Genomic DNA, 13,072 nt, shown 5'->3' with positions numbered 1-13,072 from the left:
CCCTGCGTCACCTTCGGCGACACCTCCCCCTGGCGGGGGAGGATTTAAAAAGTGGCGCGCGTGTCCTTACGCGACGACGACGCCCTTCCAGAACGCATAGCGATCCTTAATCTCGGCAGCTGCCGACTTCGGTTCCGGATAATACCAGACCGCATCGATGTTCCGCTTCCCGTCGACGACGAGGGTCTTGTAGCTCGCCACACCCTTCCACGGGCAGTTCGAATGCGTCGCGCTATCCTCCAGCAACGCCGGATCGACGCTGTCGGCGGGAAAGTAATGATTACCCTCTACCACGACGGTATCGTCCGATCGCGCGATCTCATGGCCATTCCAACTTGCAACCAGCATATTGATCTCCTTCAGGCGTGCCCCAGCCCCGCCGCCTCATACGCCTCGGGCTTGAACCCGACCAGCAGCGTCTTGCCGGTATCGAGCACAGGCCGCTTGATCATCGACGGTTGCGCCAGCATCAGCGCGGTGGCCTTCTCGGCATCGAGATCCGCTCGGTCCGCTTCCGGAAGTTTGCGGAACGTCGTCCCCGCGCGATTGAGCAACACCTCCCAGCCAACCCGGCCGATCCAGTCGTCCAGATGCGCGGCGTCGATTCCGGCGGTCTTATAGTCGTGGAACGCATAGTCCACGTCGTGCGCATCCAGCCATGTCCGCGCCTTCTTGATCGTGTCGCAATTCTTGATGCCGAACATCGTGATCGTCAAAATAGCCTCCGAAGCAAAACTGGAATCAGTCCAAGCGCAGCCGTTTGGTAGCAAGCTACGGGACGCACACGCACCCGATCCAGGTCATGAAGCTCGCTCATACCTAAGAGGAGCGATCATGTCCTTCCGCGTTCAGGGGCTCGACCCCGACCAGTTTCGACACCTGTTCGGCGCCTCCGATGCCAACCTCGCGCGAGCAGGCGCCCGGCGATACGTCGTCGACGCCAAGCCCGGCTTTCCCGATCGCATCGCGGTGCGCGACCTGGAGATTGGCGAGACGGCGATCCTGATCAACTACGAACATCAGCCGGCCGACACGCCCTACCGCTCGCGCCACGCGATCTTCGTATCCGAGGCGGAGACGGAACCGCTGGACCTGCTCGACGCGATCCCTGAGGCGATCCGCATCCGGCCGATATCCCTGCGCGCCTTCGGATCGGACGACGAGATGATCGACGCAGACCTGGTCGCCGGCTCGGACCTGATCCCGCTGATCGAGCGGTTCCTCGCGGTGCCGGACGTGGCGTATCTCCAAGCCCACTACGCCAAGCGCGGATGTTATGCGGCGCGCATCGTTCGCGCCTGACCTGCGCAAGCCGGTGGCGTGACCGGCTCGGGGCGTTTATCGGTGCGCCATGACGCATCCATTCTACGCGATCCATAGTCACGGGCTGATCCGGGTTGCCGCCGCCACGCCGCGGGCTTCGGTGGGGGATACCGGCGCCAATGCCGAGGCTACGATCGCCTTGGCGCGCGACGCGGATGCGAAGGGCGTCGACCTCGTCGTCTTCCCGGAACTGAACCTCACCTCCTACGCGATCGACGATCTTCATCTCCAGACCGCGCAGCAACGCGCGACGCTGGCCGCGATCGCGACGGTAGTCGAGGCGAGCGCGACCTTGCGGCCGGTGCTGCTGGTCGGCGCAGCGCTGGTGCGGAACGGGCGGCTGTATAACTGCGCGCTGGCGATCGCGCGCGGGCGTGTGCTCGGCGTGGTGCCGAAGACGTTCCTGCCCAATTACCGCGAGTTCTACGAGAAGCGCTGGTTCGCGAGTGGCGCCGGGATGACTGGACTGACGATCGACCTCAACGGCGAGGACGTGCCGTTCGGGACCGACCTGATCTTCGCCGCGCGCGACCTGCCGGGCTTCGTGTTCCATGCCGAGATCTGCGAGGATTACTGGGCCCCTACCCCACCCTCGACTGCGGGCGTTCTCGCGGGGGCGCTGATCTGCTGCAACCTGTCCGCCTCGAACATCGTGATCGGCAAGGCGCGCGATCGGGCAATGCTGGCGGCGGCGCAGTCGGCGCGCGCGGTCTGTGCGTATGTCTATTCCGCCGCGGGGCCGGGCGAGAGCACCACCGAAGTTGCGTGGGATGGCCAGGGACTGGTCCACGAACTCGGCGAACAGATCGCGGAGTCGGCGCGGTTCTCGACCGAGCCCGAACTGGTCGTCGCCGACGTCGACTGCGAACGGATTACGGCGGAGCGCGTAAGGACCGGCACGTTCAACGATGCGGCCGTGTTCGCCGGCAATCCCGAGACGCGCTTCCGGCGGATCGCGTTCGATCACGCGCCGGTGCTGGCCGACGGCGGTCTCGAACGCGCCATCCGCCGCTTCCCGTTCGTCCCGAACGATCCGGCGCGGCGCGACGACGATTGCTACGAGGCGTTCAACATCCAGGTGGAGGCGCTCTCGAAGCGGCTCGTCTCCGCGAATGCCGAGACGATCGTGATCGGTGTGTCCGGCGGGCTCGACTCGACCCACGCGCTGATCGTCGCGGCGAAGGCAATGGACCGCCTTGGCCGCCCCCGTAGCGCGATCCTCGGCTTCACCATGCCCGGCTTCGCGACCGGCGAAGGGACCAAGGCGAACGCCTGGGCGCTGATGCGCGCGCTCGGCATCACCGCCGAGGAGATCGACATCCGCCCCGCCGCCACGCGCATGCTGAAGGACATCGGCCACCCGTTCAGCGAAGGCGAACCCGTCTACGACATCACCTTCGAGAACGTGCAGGCAGGGCTTCGCACCGATTACCTCTTCCGCCTCGCCAACCAGCGGCGCGGGATCGTGCTCGGCACGGGCGACCTCAGCGAGATGGCGCTCGGCTGGTGCACCTACGGGGTCGGCGACCAGATGAGCCACTATGCCGTGAACAGCGGCGTGCCCAAAACACTGATCCAGTTCCTGATCCGCTGGTGTATCCGCACCGACCAGTATGACGCGGCGACCGACGCGATCCTGTCGACGATCCTCGCGCAGGAGATTTCGCCCGAGCTCGTTCCGGCGGGCGCGGATGGCGCATTGCAGAGCACCGAGTCGATGATCGGGCCGTACGCGCTAAACGATTTCTTCGCGCATTACGTGATCCGCTATGGGCTCGCGCCATCGAAGATCGCGTTTCTCGCCTGGCACGCATGGCGCGATGCGAGCGTCGGCGCATGGCCGGAAGACCTGCCCGCGGACGCGCGCGTCGCCTATGACCTGCCGACGATCCGCTACTGGCTGGAGAAATTCCTCTTCCGGTTCTTCACGACCAGCCAGTTCAAGCGGTCGGCGATGCCCAATGGACCGAAGGTCTCAGCAGGCGGTGCGCTATCGCCGCGTGGCGACTGGCGCGCGCCGTCGGATGGAACCGCGACGATCTGGATCAAGGAATTGCGGTCAAGCGTTCCGTAAGGTCAGCCGCGCCACCTTGCATAAATCGCCCATCCGGCGCATTATGAAAATCCTATGACAGTGGCTCCACCGGATGGATCGCGCGATCGCCGGATCGAGATCCCATCTAATCTTTGGCTGATTCACCCGGCAGGCCGTGCGCTTTTGCCGCTTGCGTTGGCGCGTGGAATTTCGGCCAATTCGGTGTCGGTGGCGGGGCTTTGCCTCGGCGGAGCAGCGGCGCTCGCCTACACGCAGTGGGGAAACTGGGCGCTCGCGCTGGTCGGCCTGGTGCTGTCGATGGGCTGGTTGATCGCCGACGGACTCGACGGCATGGTTGCCCGCGCGACCAAGACCGCGAGCCCGCTCGGCAGGATGCTCGACGGATTGTGCGATCACGGCGTCTTCGCGCTGATCTACATCTCGCTCGCGCTGACGATCGACACGCCCGAGGCCTGGGTCCTCGCCGTCGCGGCTGGTGGCGCGCATGCCGTTCAGTCGAACATGTACGAAGGCGAGCGCTCGCGCTTCCATCGTCGCATCAAGGGCGTGGCGCTCGAAGCGCTGCCCGTTCCGACCGGCAACGCGCTCGTCCGCTTCTACGACGGCGTAGCTAGCAGCATCGACCGGATCGCTATGCCGTTCGAGCGCACGCTCTGTCAGTCGGCGGATCCGGTCGCGCTCGGGGCCCTGTACGGTGCCCGCGCCGTCGCGCCGTTGCGCTTCATGGCCTTGCTTACCGCGAATGTCCGGGTATGGGCGATCTTCGTCGCCTGCTTCGCGGGCAACCCACGCATCTTCTGGTGGTTCGAGATCGTCCCTTTGACTCTCGTGGCCATCGTCGGACTCGTCTGGCACCGTCGTGTCGAGCGGGCTTTCGTTCGTAATACTTCCGCAACGCGACCAAAGACCGCGTCGCGCATGCATCTTTCGTAAGGAACAGGGTCAGTAATGAATAGCATTCGGATCGCCGTGGTCGGCATCGGCAACTGCGCGAGCTCGCTCGTCCAGGGCCTCGAGCATTATCGCGAGGGGGCAAACGACCAGGTTGGCCTGATGCATTTCGACATGGGCGGCTACAAGCCGAGCGACATCAAGGTCGTCGCGGCCTGGGACGTCGATCGCCGCAAGGTCGGCAAGGACGTCGCCGAGGCGATCTTCGCCAAGCCGAACTGCACCGCGGTGTTCGCACCCAATGTCGGCAACACCGGCACGATCGTGAAGATGGGCAAGAAGCTGGACGGCGTCGCCGACCACATGGCCGATTTCAAGGACGACCGCACGTTCCTCGTCTCCGACGCCGCCGAGCCGACCCGTGAAGAGGTCATCGCCGAGCTGAAGGCGTCGGGCGCCGACGTGCTGATGAACTACCTGCCGGTCGGTTCACAGGAAGCGACCGAATTCTACGCCGAGTGCGCGATCGAAGCCGGCGTTGCGTTCGTCAACAACATCCCCGTCTTCATCGCATCGAACCCGGTCTGGGCGAAGAAGTTCGAAGACGCCGGCGTCGCGATCATCGGCGACGACATCAAGGCTCAGCTCGGCGCGACGATCGTCCACCGCGTGCTGACCGACCTGTTCGCCAAGCGCGGCGTGAAGCTGGATCGCACCTACCAGCTCAACACCGGCGGCAACACCGACTTCCTCAACATGTCGAACCATCGCCGTCTCGAGTCGAAGAAGATCTCGAAGACCGAAGCGGTCCAGTCTGTTGCGGCCGAGCGCATGGACGACGACAACGTCCATATCGGTCCGTCGGACTATGTGCCTTGGCAGAACGACAACAAGGTCTGCTTCCTGCGCATGGAAGGCCAGCTGTTCGGCGGCGTGCCGATGAACATCGAGCTGCGCCTCTCGGTCGAGGACAGCCCCAATTCGGCGGGTGTCGCGATCGACATGATCCGTTGCGCCAAGATCGCCAAGGATCGCGGCATCGCCGGCGTGATCGACCCTGCATCGGCCTATTTCTGCAAGCACCCGCGCACGCAGATGACCGACGATCTCGCGCAGATCGAAGTCGAGCGGTTCATCAAGGCCGCCTGACATGATCGATACGCCCCGGATTCAAACGGCGATCATCCTCGCCGCCGGGGAAGGCAGCCGCCTTCGCACCTCCGCCCCGTACAAGCCGCTCTGCGCGGTCGCGGGGCGGCCGTTGATCGCTCACGCGCTTGAGGGGCTAGCCGAGGCCGGCTTTGCGCGCGCGATCGTGACGGTGAGCTATGGGCGCGAGGCGATCGAAGCCTATCTGGCGAGCCGGCGCTGGCCGCTGGCAGTCGAGACGGTTCTCGCGGATCACCGCGAACCTAACGGCGTTTCGGTACTGGCAGCGCGCGATGCGCTAGCCGGTGACGAAGCGATTCTCGCGATGTGCGACCACCTCGTCAGCCCCGAACTTTACGCGCGCATGGCGGAGGCCGGCGCTGGCGGCGGCTTGCGGCTCGGCATCGACCGGCGCCTTGGCCATGACTGGGTCGACCCCGAGGACGTCACCTGCGTCGCCACCGAGGGCGACCGCATCGTCGCGATCGGCAAGGGCCTCGAACCGCACGACTGCTACGACACCGGCGTCTTCGCGATCGGCCCTGCGCTGTCGGACGCGCTGGCCACCTTGGCGAGCCCCTCGCTCACCGAAGGCGTCCGCCTGCTGGCCGCACAAGGCCTCGCCCGGATCGTGGATTGCAGCGACATCGACTGGATCGACGTCGACGACGCCCCCGCCCTGGCGAAAGCCGAAGCGTGGATGGCGACTAAAGCCGAGGCGGTCGCCGCTTAACTGCCGTTCTCCTGCGAAAGCAGGAGCCCAGGATACCACCCGATACGCGCGTAACCCTGGACTCCTGCGTTCGCAGGAGAACAGTGGTTAGCCTGCGACCTCCACCCGCGGATCGGGCACGTCGAGCGTTGCGCACGTCCCTACCGGGGCGTTCTCGATCATCACCGTTCCGCGCAACTGCCGCGCGAGGCTGCCGATCATCCGCATGCCGAGGCTTTTCCGCGATGCCGTCTTCAAATCGAAGTCCACCGGCAACCCGCCGCCCTCGTCCGACACCGTCAGCACGATCCGCCCGTCCGCGCTCCGCACCGTGACCAGGATCACGCCGCCGTCGTCGCCATAGGCATATTTGATCGCGTTGGTGACCAGCTCGGTGACCAGCAATCCCATCGGGATCGCCACGTCCGCACTGATCAGGATCGCCTCGATATCACAGTCTATCCGGTGGGTGAGCGATTGCTCGCCAAGCCCCGTCGCGATCCCGCAGACCAGATCGTTAAGCGCGACGATCCCCACCTGATCGCCACGCCAGAGCTGGTCGTGCGTCTGCGCGATCGCGGTGATCCGCGCCTGCGCGTCGCCCAGCAGCCGCCGGATCCGCGGATCGTCGTCCTCCTGCATCTGGAGGTTGAGCATCGCCGACACCAAAGCGAGACTGTTCTTCACCCGGTGGCTGGCTTCGCGCGTCAGCAATTCCTGATGCTCCATCGCCTCGCTCAGCCGCTGCTCCGCCTGCTGCCGCTCGATCGCCACGCCGATGAGGTTCGCAAACCCCTGCATGAACGCGAAGTCGGCGGGCTCGAACTTGCCCTCGTCGGGGCTGTCGACCTCGAGCACGCCGAAGCGCTTGCCCGAGGTCTCGACCAGCACATTGATCGCGCGGCGGATATTGTGCTGCGCCATGAACTCCGGCGTCCGGAAACGCTGCTCGTTCTCAAGGTGGTTCGAGATCACCGGCAGCCCGGTCTCCAGTGCGAACCCTGCGGGCGAGCCGAGATCGGTCCGCATCTCGGTCGACCCGACCACCCCCGGCGCCCAGCCGATCCCGGCGCGGACCAACAACGTGTTCTGTTCAGGACGGTATTCAAGGAACTTGCAGTATTGCGACCGCATCCCCTCGCCGCACAACTCGGTCGCGCGCTGCAACATCGGCTGCAGATCCCGCGCCCGCAGCGCCTCGATCCCGAAATCGGCAAGGATCGACTGCTGCCGAAGACGATATTCCAGTTCGCCTGCGCCGGGTGGCCGATCGCCGCCGGGAGATTGTTCGATAACCGTCATACTCACTCGATGTTACTGGCAATAAGTCTCGTCACGCCTGCCGCATCCAGCCGGCTCAATCGCCCACCCTGAAATCGCGGATCATGCGTGACCTCCGCGATTGCCCATTCGGGGCTGACGGTCGACGTCAACGCGGCCGCGTCGTCCTGCTCGATCTCGGCGAGTTCGAGCCCGGCGAGCGCTCCTTCGAACAGGTCGATGCCGAAGTCCGCGCCCACCGGATACCGGCGTTTCCTCAACGATCGGGCCGGCAATTGCGCCAGCCGGTCATACTCGTCCCGATCGAGATACGTCGTGACCGTCGGCCTGCTCAGCACGTCGGCAACGTCGTATTTCTTGCCGATCTTAAGGACCACGCGCCCCGAGCCGCTATCGGTCATGGCGCGCAGCCTCAGCCGCGTACCCTCGATGTACCGGTCCTCGATCAGGATATACGGCGCGTCGGCCAGATCGGGCCGACGCGCAGGGTCGACGAGAAACCGGCGCTCGCGCTCGACATGCGCGTATTTGTGAGCGACCAGTTCCTCGTCGAGCCCCCGCAACATTGGGTCAGCGCGTCAGCTTCTTATAGGACAGCGCGGTAGGACGATCCGCCGCATCGCCCAGACGGCGGCGCTTGTCCTCTTCGTAGGATTCGAAATTGCCCTCGAACCATTCGACATGGCTGTTGCCCTCGAACGCCAGGATGTGCGTGGCGAGACGATCCAGGAAGAAGCGATCGTGGCTGATCACCACCGCGCACCCTGCGAAATTCTCGATCGCTTCCTCGAGCGCGCCCAAGGTCTCGACATCGAGATCGTTGGTGGGCTCGTCGAGCAGCAGCACGTTGCCGCCGCGCTTCAACATCTTGGCGATGTTGACGCGGTTGCGCTCACCCCCCGACAGCTTGCCGACGTTCTTCTGCTGGTCCTGGCCCTTGAAGTTGAACGCCCCGACATAGGCGCGCGTCGACTGGTCGAACCCGTTGACCTTCATCGAGTCGAGGCCGTCGGAAATCTCCTCCCAGACGTTCTTCTTGTCGTCGAGATGATCGCGGCTCTGGTCGACATAGCCCAACCGCACGGTCGAACCCTTGTCGATCGTGCCGCTGTCCGGCGTCTCCTGCCCAGTGATCAGCTTGAACAGCGTCGACTTGCCGGCGCCGTTGGGACCGATGACGCCAACGATACCGCCCGCGGGCAGCGTGAACGAGAGGTTCTCGAACAGCAGCTTGTCGCCGTAAGCCTTGGAGACGTTCTCGAGCTCGATGACCTTGCCGCCGAGACGCTCGGGCACCTGGATGACGATCTGCGCCTTGCCCGGCGAGCGGTTCTCCTGTGCGGAGACGAGGCGTTCGAAGTTGGCGATACGCGCCTTGGACTTGGTCTGGCGCGCCTTGGCACCCTGACGAATCCATTCGAGCTCGTTCTTGATCGCGGTCTGACGACCGGATTCCTCACGATCCTCCTGCTCAAGGCGCTTGGCCTTCTTCTCGAGATACGTCGAGTAATTGCCCTCATACGGGAAATACTTGCCGCGATCGAGTTCGAGCACCCAGCCAACGACGTTGTCGAGGAAATAGCGGTCATGGGTGATCATCAGCACCGCGCCCGCATAATCCTTCAGATGATTCTCCAGCCACTGGACGCTCTCCGCATCGAGATGGTTGGTGGGCTCGTCAAGCAGAAGGATACCCGGCTTCTGGATCAGCAGGCGGGTCAGCGCGACGCGGCGCTTCTCACCACCCGACAGCTTGTCGACCGGCCAGTCGCCCGGCGGGCAACGCAGCGCCTCCATCGCGACCTCGAGCTGGTTGTCGAGCGTCCAGCCGTCGATCGCGTCGATCTGCTCCTGAAGCGTCCCCATCTCCTCCAGCAGCGCGTCGAAGTCGGTGTCGTCCTGGGGATCGCCCATCTCGGCGGAGATCGCGTTGAAGCGATCCACCATGTCCGCGACACCGCGCGCGCCGTCCTTGACGTTCTCCAGCACGGTCTTGGTGGCGTCGAGCTGCGGCTCCTGCTCCAGATAGCCGACGGTAACGTTCTCGCCCGGCCAGGCCTCGCCGGTATAGTCCTTGTCGATGCCGGCCATGATCTTGATCAGCGTCGACTTGCCCGCGCCGTTGGGGCCTACGATGCCGATCTTGGCGCCATGATAGAATTGCAGATTGATGTTCGACAGCACCGGCTTGGGCGCGCCGGGGAAGGTCTTCGTCATGTCCTTCATGACATAGGCGTATTGGCCGGCCACGGGGGTCTCCGTTCGGGTGTTCGTGAGGGAGGGATTGATCTGCGCATGTAAGGGCAGCCGCGAAGGTTGGCAACGCGCGAGCTGGGACCTAACGGAGGAGGCCGACACCAAGGGGAATTGCTGATGACGCGTATCGCACCATTTCTGGCGGCCTGTGCCGCAATCACCGCCGTTCCTCTTGCCGCGCAGCGCACCGCTGCCCCGGCAACCGCGGTCGACGCGAAGGTCGCCGCGCTGCGTGACAAGGCACTCACCGACGATACCGCCTACAAGATCGTCGAGGGGATCACCACCGAGGTCGGCCCGCGGATGACCGGCACCGAGGCGGCACCGCGGGCGCGCGCCTGGTCGGTTGCCAAGCTGAAGGCGCTGGGTTTCAAGAACGTGCGGATCGAGCCATACCAGCTGCCCGTCTGGTCGCGTGGCACGGAGAGTGGTGAGCTGGTCGCCCCCTATGCGCAGAAGCTGCATCTGGTCGGCCTCGGCAATTCGGGCGCGACGACGCCGGGCGGGCTGACCCTGCCGATCGTGTATTTCCCGACGTACAACGATCTCGCGCTCGCCGCCGACGGCAGCCTGAGGGGCAAGATCGTCTTCGTGTCGAACGCGATGCAGCCGACCCAGGACGGGTCGAGCTATGGATCGCAGGGCACCGCGCGCTTCGTCGGACCGAACGTCGCCGCCAAGAAGGGGGCCGCGGCGATCGTGATCCGGTCGATCGGCACCGATCACGGCCGCGGGCCGCACGCGGGCAACACCAATTTCGACGCGGGCGTGACGCCGATCCCGGCGGCAGCGCTGTCGGTCGCGGACGCCGAGCATGTCGAGCGGCTGGTGAAGCTCGGCAAGCCGGTGACGCTGAAGCTGGTGCTCGAAGACAAGCAGGTCGGCATGCGCGAATCGGGCAACGTCGTCGCCGAAGTCCCCGGCACCGATCCCAAAGCCGGGATCGTGTTGGTCGGTGGCCATCTCGACAGCTGGGACCTCGGCACCGGCGCGATCGACGACGGGGCGGGCATCGCGATCACCGCGGCGGCCGCCAAGATCGTCATGGACGGCGGCCAACGCCCTCGCCGCACGATCCGCGTCGTCTGGTTCGGCGACGAGGAGAGCGGCGGCTTCGGCGGAGCCGCCTACGCCAAGGCGCACGCCGGCGAGCGCCATGCGACCGCTGCCGAATCGGATTTCGGTGCCGATCGCGTCTGGCGGTTCGAGAGCAGCCTGCCCGACGCTGCCAAGCCCATCGAGGATCGCCTGGCGGTCGCGCTCGCCCCGCTCGGGATCATCCGCGGTGCCGATGCCCCGCACGGCGGCACCGATGTCGGCCCGGTGATCGCCACGGGGGTCCCCGGAATCGACCTCAACCAGTCGGGCCTGCGCTACTTCGACTACCATCATACGCCCGAGGACACGCTGGATCTGATCGACCCCGAACAGCTCCGCCAGAACGTCGCGGCCTGGACCACGGTGATCGCGACAGTGGCCAATGCGCCCGAGGAAATCGGGTCAATTGTGCCCCAGAAGTGACGAATTGCATGAACCAATCTGTCATCGTTCTGCCGCAAACCTTGCGGACAGATGAATTTAGCGGATTGACCGCCCGCCGGGGGCCGCTATTTGACGTGACTTCGCGACGGCAATCGGGTCGGCCGCGAGTGAAACTATGCTTGGGAGCATTCGAATGAAGAAGATCGTTCTGATCGCTGCTGCCGCCGGCCTGATGTCCGTCGCAGCCTGCAGCAAGTCGCCAGAAGCCGCCGCAGTTGAGAACAACGCGGACATGCTGGCTGACAACATGGAAATGCAGGCTGACAACATGGACGCCATGGCGGACAACACCTCGAACGCAGTCGCTACCGACGTGCTCGAGAACGCTGCTGACAACATGAACGCAGCTGCCGACAACGTCCGTGACGCTGCCGACGAGAAGACCGACAACATGAACTAAGACCCTGTCGGGCGTTCGCGCTCGATAGAGTATTAGTGTCGGAAAGGGCGTTCCTTCGGGAGCGCCCTTTTTCTTTGCCGTTTTGCTTGTGCGCCCTTTTGCGGGCGGATCGCTTGCGCTAACGCAGGCGCCGGTGGGGCCTGTAGCTCAACGGTTAGAGCTGGCCGCTCATAACGGCTAGGTTGCGGGTTCGATTCCTGCCGGGCCCACCAACCCCTCTGTCCGTCATCGAGCCAAGCGCTTGAAAACCGATGTCGGGTTTGAGAGCTTCGCGACGTGCAGTGCATGTGGACGTTGCTAAAACCGGGGGGTCCCGGCGTTCCGCCAACTCAGATTTCCGTCATCACGCCCTGATAGACAGGCTCTTCCATCGCGCGGCCCGCACCGATCGCGACGCAGGTCAGCGCGTTCTCGGCGACCGTGACGGGCAGCCCCGTCGCGTCCGACAACACTTCGTCGATCCGCGCGAGCAGCGATCCGCCGCCCGTCATGACGATGCCCTGATCGCAGATATCGGCGGCCAGTTCGGGTTCGGTCTTCTCCAGCGCGGTCAGCACGGTTTCGACGATCTGGCCGATCAGATCCGCCAGCGACGCCGCGATATCCGCCTGCGTCACCTCGATTTCGCGTGGCACCCCTGCACGCAGGTCACGTCCCTTGACGCGCATGACCTCGCCAATTCCATCCTCCGGCATGCGCGCCATGCCGACCGCCAGCTTCACACGCTCGGCGGTAGCTTCGCCGATCATCAGATTGTGCTTGCGACGAATCATCGAACTGATGGCTTCGTCCATCTTGTCGCCGCCGACCCGCGCCGACGTGCTGTAGGCAAGCCCTCGCAGCGACAGCACCGCCACTTCGGTCGTGCCACCGCCGATATCGACGATCATCGCCCCGACCGGCTCGGTCACCGGCAGTCCGGCACCGATCGCCGCCGCCATCGGCTCTTCGATCAGATACACCTTGCGCGCGCCGGCGTTGGACGCCGCCTGGCGTATCGCGCGACGCTCGACCAGGGTCGCGCCGGACGGGATGCAGATCGCGATTTCGGGATGGCGTGGCAGTCGGCTGGGCCCGCCATGCGCCTTTTCGATGAAGAACTTGATCATCTGCTCGGCGACGTCGAGGTCGGCGATCACGCCGTCGCGCATCGGCCGGATGGTCTCGATCCCGTCGGGCGTCTTGCCCATCATCAATTTCGCTTCGGCGCCCACCGCGCGCACCTGCTGGACGCCATTGCGCGTTTCGATCGCCACCACGGACGGTTCGTTCAGGACGATGCCCTGGCCGCGCAGATAGACGACGGTGTTCACCGTTCCGAGGTCGATCGCCATGTCGTTCGACGGGCGGCTGAACAGGCAAGGAAGACGCATGGGCTGTGACAATCTGAAAGCGTGCGCCCGTTACCGTGGCCACTGTATGAAACCATACGCTGTCGGCGTAGTGCGATCCGCGTCAATCG

At 64.8% G+C, this 13,072-nt stretch carries 13 protein-coding genes and 1 tRNA gene; 8 read left to right on the top strand and 6 right to left on the bottom strand.

Translation table 11 applies throughout. The features are described from left to right. Positions 1 to 66: 66 nt before the first annotated feature. Together E5673_RS09535 and E5673_RS09530 are read right to left on the bottom strand one after the other, a co-directional pair. On the bottom strand, positions 67 to 348 hold the full coding sequence (locus E5673_RS09535; RefSeq protein ID WP_136189807.1) for a DUF427 domain-containing protein: 282 nt from the start codon (positions 346 to 348) through the stop codon (positions 67 to 69). A gap of 11 nt (positions 349 to 359) precedes the next feature. Then, a complete protein-coding gene (locus E5673_RS09530; RefSeq protein WP_136189806.1) occupies positions 360 to 716 on the bottom strand; it encodes an ArsC family reductase in 357 nt (118 codons plus the stop codon). Between the two features lie 118 nt (positions 717 to 834). On the opposite strand from E5673_RS09530, the gene E5673_RS09525 reads away from it, so the two are divergent. The 5 genes from E5673_RS09525 to E5673_RS09505 are packed head-to-tail and all read left to right on the top strand — an operon-like array spanning position 835 to position 6,152. After that, positions 835 to 1,302 (top strand): DUF1203 domain-containing protein, encoded by a 468-nt coding sequence (locus tag E5673_RS09525; RefSeq protein WP_136189805.1) that lies wholly within the window; start codon positions 835 to 837, stop codon positions 1,300 to 1,302. Positions 1,303 to 1,351: 49 nt separating this feature from the next. Continuing rightward, on the top strand, positions 1,352 to 3,397 hold the full coding sequence (locus E5673_RS09520; RefSeq protein ID WP_136189804.1) for an NAD(+) synthase: 2,046 nt from the start codon (positions 1,352 to 1,354) through the stop codon (positions 3,395 to 3,397). Between the two features lie 54 nt (positions 3,398 to 3,451). Next, on the top strand, positions 3,452 to 4,312 hold the full coding sequence (locus E5673_RS09515) for a CDP-alcohol phosphatidyltransferase family protein (protein ID WP_136189803.1): 861 nt from the start codon (positions 3,452 to 3,454) through the stop codon (positions 4,310 to 4,312). Positions 4,313 to 4,327: 15 nt separating this feature from the next. After that, positions 4,328 to 5,419 (top strand): inositol-3-phosphate synthase, encoded by a 1,092-nt coding sequence (locus E5673_RS09510; protein WP_056050788.1) that lies wholly within the window; start codon positions 4,328 to 4,330, stop codon positions 5,417 to 5,419. A gap of 1 nt (position 5,420) precedes the next feature. Next, positions 5,421 to 6,152 carry an NTP transferase domain-containing protein gene (locus E5673_RS09505; RefSeq protein ID WP_136189802.1) on the top strand — a complete coding sequence of 244 codons (732 nt, stop codon included), beginning with the start codon at positions 5,421 to 5,423 and terminating at the stop codon, positions 6,150 to 6,152. 87 nt (positions 6,153 to 6,239) lie between these two features. On the opposite strand, the gene E5673_RS09500 is transcribed toward E5673_RS09505, so the two are convergent. From E5673_RS09500 to ettA, 3 genes are read right to left on the bottom strand one after another with little or no spacing between them, the layout of a single operon-like run. Then, entirely contained in the window at positions 6,240 to 7,433 is a 1,194-nt protein-coding gene (locus E5673_RS09500; RefSeq protein ID WP_136189801.1) for a histidine kinase dimerization/phosphoacceptor domain -containing protein, read from the bottom strand. Between the two features lie 2 nt (positions 7,434 to 7,435). After that, entirely contained in the window at positions 7,436 to 7,978 is a 543-nt protein-coding gene (locus tag E5673_RS09495) for a hypothetical protein (protein ID WP_136189800.1), read from the bottom strand. 4 nt (positions 7,979 to 7,982) lie between these two features. After that, complete coding sequence (gene ettA / locus E5673_RS09490) at positions 7,983 to 9,662, bottom strand: energy-dependent translational throttle protein EttA (RefSeq protein ID WP_056062887.1); 1,680 nt, start codon at positions 9,660 to 9,662, stop codon at positions 7,983 to 7,985. Positions 9,663 to 9,785: 123 nt separating this feature from the next. Here ettA and E5673_RS09485 point away from each other — a divergent pair, with 123 nt between their 5' ends. The 3 genes from E5673_RS09485 to E5673_RS09475 all read left to right on the top strand — a co-directional run bounded on the left by E5673_RS09485 (position 9,786) and on the right by E5673_RS09475 (position 11,822). Beyond that, positions 9,786 to 11,189 carry a M20/M25/M40 family metallo-hydrolase gene (locus tag E5673_RS09485; RefSeq protein ID WP_136189799.1) on the top strand — a complete coding sequence of 468 codons (1,404 nt, stop codon included), beginning with the start codon at positions 9,786 to 9,788 and terminating at the stop codon, positions 11,187 to 11,189. Between the two features lie 154 nt (positions 11,190 to 11,343). After that, on the top strand, positions 11,344 to 11,610 hold the full coding sequence (locus tag E5673_RS09480; protein ID WP_031393308.1) for a hypothetical protein: 267 nt from the start codon (positions 11,344 to 11,346) through the stop codon (positions 11,608 to 11,610). 136 nt (positions 11,611 to 11,746) lie between these two features. Continuing rightward, positions 11,747 to 11,822, top strand: a tRNA-Ile gene (locus tag E5673_RS09475). Positions 11,823 to 11,939: 117 nt separating this feature from the next. Here E5673_RS09475 and E5673_RS09470 read toward each other — a convergent pair. Then, the gene (locus E5673_RS09470) at positions 11,940 to 12,983 is read right to left on the bottom strand and encodes a rod shape-determining protein (RefSeq protein WP_136189798.1); all 1,044 of its coding nucleotides are present in this window, start codon (positions 12,981 to 12,983) and stop codon (positions 11,940 to 11,942) included. Positions 12,984 to 13,072 lie beyond the last annotated feature (89 nt).

Source organism: Sphingomonas sp. PAMC26645, from assembly GCF_004795835.1.
Classification (GTDB): domain Bacteria; phylum Pseudomonadota; class Alphaproteobacteria; order Sphingomonadales; family Sphingomonadaceae; genus Sphingomonas.
The sequence above is the reverse complement of the archived record's forward strand: the minus strand, read 5'-3'. Positions and strand labels throughout refer to the sequence as shown.

What these genes read in the sequence shown, in the direction of transcription:
- E5673_RS09520 (WP_136189804.1), top strand. Translation starts at nt 1,352, where the DNA reads ATGACGCATCCATTCTACGCGATCCATAGTCACGGGCTGATCCGGGTT.
- E5673_RS09470 (WP_136189798.1), bottom strand. Translation starts at nt 12,983, where the DNA reads ATGCGTCTTCCTTGCCTGTTCAGCCGCCCGTCGAACGACATGGCGATC.
- E5673_RS09515 (WP_136189803.1), top strand. Translation starts at nt 3,452, where the DNA reads ATGACAGTGGCTCCACCGGATGGATCGCGCGATCGCCGGATCGAGATC.
- E5673_RS09525 (WP_136189805.1), top strand. Translation starts at nt 835, where the DNA reads ATGTCCTTCCGCGTTCAGGGGCTCGACCCCGACCAGTTTCGACACCTG.
- E5673_RS09500 (WP_136189801.1), bottom strand. Translation starts at nt 7,433, where the DNA reads ATGACGGTTATCGAACAATCTCCCGGCGGCGATCGGCCACCCGGCGCA.
- E5673_RS09495 (WP_136189800.1), bottom strand. Translation starts at nt 7,978, where the DNA reads ATGTTGCGGGGGCTCGACGAGGAACTGGTCGCTCACAAATACGCGCAT.
- E5673_RS09510 (WP_056050788.1), top strand. Translation starts at nt 4,328, where the DNA reads ATGAATAGCATTCGGATCGCCGTGGTCGGCATCGGCAACTGCGCGAGC.
- E5673_RS09480 (WP_031393308.1), top strand. Translation starts at nt 11,344, where the DNA reads ATGAAGAAGATCGTTCTGATCGCTGCTGCCGCCGGCCTGATGTCCGTC.
- E5673_RS09485 (WP_136189799.1), top strand. Translation starts at nt 9,786, where the DNA reads ATGACGCGTATCGCACCATTTCTGGCGGCCTGTGCCGCAATCACCGCC.
- E5673_RS09505 (WP_136189802.1), top strand. Translation starts at nt 5,421, where the DNA reads ATGATCGATACGCCCCGGATTCAAACGGCGATCATCCTCGCCGCCGGG.
- E5673_RS09535 (WP_136189807.1), bottom strand. Translation starts at nt 348, where the DNA reads ATGCTGGTTGCAAGTTGGAATGGCCATGAGATCGCGCGATCGGACGAT.